Annotated in this window: 5 protein-coding genes; 3 read left to right on the top strand and 2 right to left on the bottom strand. The window is 41.6% G+C overall.

Features of this window, described 5'->3' with window-relative positions:
• Window positions 1–99 precede the first annotated feature (99 nt).
• Window positions 100–441: a hypothetical protein gene (locus VGA95_12065; GenBank protein HEX9667273.1), complete on the bottom strand. Its 342-nt coding sequence runs from the start codon at window positions 439–441 to the stop codon at window positions 100–102.
• Between the two features lie 643 nt (window positions 442–1084).
• On the opposite strand from VGA95_12065, the gene VGA95_12060 reads away from it, so the two are divergent.
• Together VGA95_12060 and VGA95_12055 are read left to right on the top strand one after the other, a co-directional pair.
• A complete protein-coding gene (locus tag VGA95_12060; protein HEX9667272.1) occupies window positions 1085–1471 on the top strand; it encodes a hypothetical protein in 387 nt (128 codons plus the stop codon).
• A gap of 426 nt (window positions 1472–1897) precedes the next feature.
• Window positions 1898–3277, top strand: coding sequence for a hypothetical protein (locus tag VGA95_12055; protein HEX9667271.1), 1380 nt, complete (start codon window positions 1898–1900; stop codon window positions 3275–3277).
• A gap of 3 nt (window positions 3278–3280) precedes the next feature.
• Here the strand turns inward: VGA95_12055 and VGA95_12050 are convergent, their stop codons facing one another.
• Entirely contained in the window at window positions 3281–5287 is a 2007-nt protein-coding gene (locus VGA95_12050) for a hypothetical protein (GenBank protein HEX9667270.1), read from the bottom strand.
• A 127-nt stretch (window positions 5288–5414) separates the two neighbouring features.
• On the opposite strand from VGA95_12050, the gene VGA95_12045 reads away from it, so the two are divergent.
• On the top strand, window positions 5415–5899 hold a 485-nt coding region (locus VGA95_12045), incomplete at its 3' end, for a gluconate 2-dehydrogenase subunit 3 family protein (protein HEX9667269.1).

Here is a 5899-nt window from a genome sequence, read left to right as displayed (position 1 = left end):
AGACGTGACTGCATTATAACGGAGAGGAATAGGATTAGTCCCTATTCTCCCCGTCTGAGTTTATTAAAAGCATAACCGAAAGCGATTTTATATTCTCGTTTAAGCAGGAGGAGGGATGCAAGGATTGTACATGAAGTCAGGAAATCTTAGCCACACCTCGTCTTTTTCTTTGTAACTGAAACACCTTGGATCAGGATCGCAATTACAATAATCATAACCGTTCATGTCAATACCCCAAGCATCACATGTCTGGCTTCCCCTAAACTCACATCTTGTCTCGCGTAAATTCCCTCCGAGTTTTGCGGCGCAAGCACAAATAAAGGCAGCCTCACAATATGAGGAACAGCCATCTAGCTGGCTTTTGGCGGTAGGTGTCCAGGCAATTAAGACCATAGTCGCCATTACAACTGTTACCATTAAATAAACAAAGTATCTAAACATGTTTTTATCCCCCTTTAAATAGATTTACAATCATGCTATCACGCATCGTATCCAAAAGTCAATACCATTATTTGTAGATTATAAAGGTAAATTGACCAGGGACAATTCTTTGTGGTATAGCCAGGATAGAAAAGGTTTATGCATAAGATGGGTTAATAAGATGTGGACAAAATCTTAATAATTTCTTAAGAATTCTCACGCATAGTTTTCTTACATAATAAGGTTTAAATAATTGTTACCACTGTGGAGCTATGACAATATATATTTAGAAAACTTCTTGACGGCTATATCTAGATGTGCTATCGTTGGGCTGTTAATAAGAGGGAGGGAGCGAGGGAGATGGTGGTACATCGACTCAAGTGCCGACACTCAAATAGAATCCCAATTGGTAAGTTCGTTTACGAAAAATCTTTCCCTAAGTATATCTCGACCTCTCCTATGGCACTGAATGATAGCCACTTCGATTCCCGAGCGCCCTGCTCACGGATAATTAGGAGGATTTTGAAATTCAAATCTGATTTGCTGTCTTGCAATAGGTTAGAAGGAAGAAAGGGGGTGATTCAAATGGACTAGTTAAGACCAAGTATTGTCAAGAGTGGTTTTAGGGTTAGCTTTAAAAATTCTTTAAGGAGGTAGATAAATCATGCTTAAATACATGTTTATCTTCATTTTTGTTGTTGGTATGATGGGGTCTTCTTTGGTTGCATTCGCTGGTATGGGTGGTAATGTCACTGACTGCGACGTAACCATTAAATGTACCTGCGAAGGTAAACTCACTGGGGTAACAAGGGTGGTTTCGTGCCCTGAGATAGGCGATGATGATGACTTCGAACCTGGAGACCAGCCTGGTACTTTGGAGGTAAATTGTCTTTTTCAAGCAGACGCTGACGATGATGATGATGGGCTCCTTTGTCCAAGGTTGCCTCAATGCACGTGGACGAATAAGTCCGGCTGTTGCCATAGCTGGGAAAACTCCAACTGTCTCGTAACTCTGCCAGTAGAAGTAGAGGTAATAGGGGTAATAGAGTAAAACGCTTTTAATCTTGCATCCTGGTTTCAACCGGTTGACGAAGTTCATGTGCGGTGGGCTTTGCCAACCGGTTTTTTATATAAACTTCGGAATCGAACAATCTTCTTTGATTGTCTATAAAACAGTGTTTGGGGTCACCCAGTTGTATTAGGCTATAAATCGACGATAGGCGGGACTTTCTAGTCCCGCTGCGGGAATCCTTACGTTTACAGTTCCCACAATTCTATCCCCTTATAGTTTAGTGGGCGATACACTAGGGGATGGGGTGAGTTCTACGTTCCCCGGCTCAAAACCCTTCCGCCAAACAGAACCTAAAAGCTATATGGCAAGTAGGGGTTTGCCGTTGGACAATCCAAATTGTCTGTGATAACAATATTAATCAGGCGGAATTGACATAATTATGATCCAAAAATTTGGGGGTATTGTGTGAAGCATACGTTTAATGTCTTTACCAAATTTTATCTTTTAAAGAAAACGTTATTTTTGGTTTTCATTTTATTTGGTTTGTCAATTAGTATTGATAGTTGTGGCAAGAGAACTAAGGAAACAACTGTCTCCGATAGCAAAAGGGCGCAGAAAAAAGAATCCCTGTCGCCAAGTTTTGCAGGTCGCGTGACATTGGAGGAGTTTCCTTCGTGGCTTAATAAATACCTAAAAAGCCGGCAATGGAAGAGTTATCAAAGAAACAACGAAATGACCCGTGAGGTTCTCGAAGATTCGCTAAACCTGGGGAAGGGGTTCTTAATAAATAATCAGAAGCCAGAAGGGAACTTCAATTATCAATACGACTTTGTGAATAAGGTAATGGACAAGAACGATAATCAGGTACGCCAGGCCGGGGCGCTATGGGGTCTGGCTTTGATATATCAGTATGATCAGGATCCAAAGACAAAAGCTTCTCTCGAAAAGGCCATGAAGTTCTTCTTCAATCACACACAGAAGGGTCCAGTGGAAGGGTCGTTACTCATCGCTTATCCAGGTGATTCTTACTGTCAAACTGGTACAGTTGCCCTTGTGGGGTTGGCAATAATCGATTACCTTCGTACGGACACAACTGGAGAACTAAAAATCCCGAATGAATATCGGGAAGGGTTGACTGCAAAGCTGAACGGATACATCGAGTTTTTAAAATTCATGCGTTTTGAGAACAAGCACTTCTCTAGTGGTTACTCGTTGGGTAAGAAAGCGAAACGTGATGACTTCAACCCTTATGCTGATGGCGAGGCATTGCTCTGCTTGATAAAGGCAGCTAAATACCTGGGGTACGTAAATCTGATACCGTTGATCGAAGATTCAGCCTTGGAAATGGCAAAGTTTTATACAGTTGATCAATGGAGGAATGACCCGGACTCTTTTCTTACAAAGGGATTTTTCCAGTGGAGTTGTATGGCTTTTTGGGAGTATCAGGATGCTGGCTGGAAAAATTCAGAGGTTTTTGGGGATTATGTCCTTGCGCTTTCCTGGTGGATGGTCCACACCCATCGTACTCTCGAGCGCACAAGGAATACGGCCTATGCGTATGAGGGGATTATCCCTGCCCTCTTAGTGGCCAAATCCCGCCAGCATGAAGCAGCTATTAATGACCTGTCAAATACAATTGATATGGCTCTATATAAATTGACCACCTGGCAGGTAGGTGGACCCCTTCAATCTCAAAATGAATATTTAATGGCCAATCAGACAAATGACCCTCTTGCAGTTGGCGGGATAATGAACCATAGTAGTGGACCACTTTTGCGAATTGACGTCACTCAGCACCAGATGCATGCTGTGATCTTGGCTTTGAAATACGTATATACCAATTAGAAGTTAAAGCATAATCTCCATATATGGTCCAATATCATCTCTTCCTGTCCTCACTACTTTTTTGAATTCCCTAGGGTTACCAGACTTATCTAGCAGCAACCTGTAACACTCCTTAAATTCTCTTTCTGTAACAAATAATATTTTCAATAGGTTGATTTTACTTTTTTCCTCGACTGGAAATTCTTCGTTTTTCCCCATATTCCTTTGGATGCGGTAGAGACCAAGTATGGAGGATATATTGTGTTGAACATAGTCATTACGAATTTCAAAGTTTGTAAGACTACTATGAAATCCCCCCAAGGCTCTCTGCGGTTTCTTCAGATATAATACCGACTCTGGTCGAAATTGTGTTTGCAGTTGAAACCTAATACCGTTCTCTAGAGATTCCAGAATCTGCTCAGCTTCATTGGGGTCTCCGAAGTCGTGGGCGAGTTGATATGCGGCATAAAGCCCCTCAGATCGAGTCGCCGTGGGTGTGGAACGTGGAGGCCGGTAATAACTTCCAAACCAGTCTGGATATTTAGGGTCACGATTTTGACTTCGTATCATGGCTTTTGTTATTCGCATCGAATGGTTTAGATATAAGGGGTTTGGTTTGTAACGATATAACTCGTTTAAGCCGTACAGAAGCCAATGGTCGTGATTGAGCTCAGAATCGGACAGGCTTTTATCCCGTACGTTTATAAGATACTGCGCACCCCTTTCTGCTGAATCCAGAAAGCTCTCATCGCCATTCAATTCATATATTCTCATTAGGGCCAGGATTGCTTCACCTGGATAGTATTGAGACACAAAAGGAGAAGCTTCTCCTCCAGGATAGGATTGTTTATGGGGGAAGAATTCACCGCTTTCTTTCTGGGACCTCTGAATCCATCTTGCAAGCCTTAAAACCGTAGGCATGTACTCTCTTTCATTAGTAATCCCAATATATATTGCGAGAGCCACGACGGAAAGTGCATTTCCTCCTAATTTAACATTGCTTTCCTCCACAACACACGCTAAAGTTTCACTTCCTATCTGGCAAGGCTTGATGGATTTGATGAGATAATCAATGGCGCGCTTTGAAGATTGAAGAAGTTCGGGATCGCCCGTGACCTGGTAGAGCTCCAGCATGGAATAAATACTGCCGGCGTGTCGCAAAATATTGTAGGCTTCTGAGGCCTCGTCAGTCTTGGGCCGATAGATGTATACAAAGCTCCCATCAGGGTGGACAGAGCGCTTCAGGTAATCTCCGCCACTCTTTGCGGATTGAATTAATAGTTCGGGAAAAGTTTCATCGAACATGCGATGTCCGCGATAGAGACGAAAAGCATCTCTCCCATCATAGAAGTAGCTATCCGGAGTAAATCGAGTGATTTCGAAAGGTGCTTGATTAGTAAGCGAGTCGAAGATATCAGCTTTGATGGGTTGTGCTTCTAAATACTTAGTTATATTTTCTGATCGCAATCTCTGATTGCTATCAACCAACGTATTTGCTACTAGCTCCTCAGGAAGAAAAGCTAAGCCAGTTCCCCGCTTGAGGGCTATTCCATTAAGACTTCTTTCGAAGTCTAATTGTGTTGATGGGTTTACGCTTTCGGATGGATGAACTTTTTTTACTATGTCCAGTTTAACCCATTGGGGTCTGTATTCTTCCGGCAGTGTTTTTCGCAGATTGAAAAAGGCATGATCAAGAGCATTAATGAGACCATTGCCTCTCCCTAATGCAACAAATGCGGGTGTATTGCCATCACTTACTGAGAGAAATACAATCCTGGGTGAAGCATCATCTTGGAAATCAGGAGGTATATTCCTTAATGAAGTTTTATCACTATAGAGGGATTCTGCAATTGATTGAACCAATACATTCCCTTCTTGCTCGAAAATCTCAAATCCGTCTTTTAAGTCATCAAACCAGATCTCTGATGTTAATGGTTGATGTGCTGGAATGAGAGAAGATGCGCACGATATTGCGGCCAGGATTAAGAGTATGAAAACAGTCAGTGCAATGCTTGGATTTTTTATATTCATGTATTGCTTGTCTAAATATAACTTAATATCTTTGTAAAAATAACATCACTACAATAAAAAAATATATACTATATCTTTGTAACAGCTCCGTGTTGTGATATCATGCTGGTAATAGAAGGGTATCCCAGTGGACTTTAGAGATTCAGATAGCTTGACCAGAAGAAAATTCATTCACATTGTTACCTCATTTTCAGTTTTATCTTCATTTTTTCCATCAAACTACTTGTTTTCATTATGGGCGGAAGAAAAGGAAAATCCTTTAAGCTCTCAAAAGCTATTAAAGGATAAATTTGAATTTTTTACTCCTTATCAAGCGACGGTTGTCGAACAAGTAACTGCTTTGATTATTCCGAGTGACGATAGCCCTGGTGCTAGGGAAGCGGGTGTAGTGTTCGAAATTGATAAAACCATAGTAAAGAATCAAATGCTGAAGAACAGCTACGCAAAGGGGATAGAAGCGTTGCATCTAATGGCAAAACAATTAGCCGGTAAGGATAGTTTTCTCGATTTAAATCAAGATGAAATGATGGAGATTTTAAACATGGCCTACGCGAGCGAATCTCTTTCCAGCAGTGGCGGAGTTTCAAATCTGTATGGCACTATGCTACCGGG

This window comes from Thermodesulfobacteriota bacterium (assembly GCA_036397855.1).
Lineage (GTDB): Bacteria > Desulfobacterota_D > UBA1144 > Nemesobacterales > CSP1-2 > DASWID01.
The sequence above is the reverse complement of the archived record's forward strand: the minus strand, read 5'-3'. Positions and strand labels throughout refer to the sequence as shown.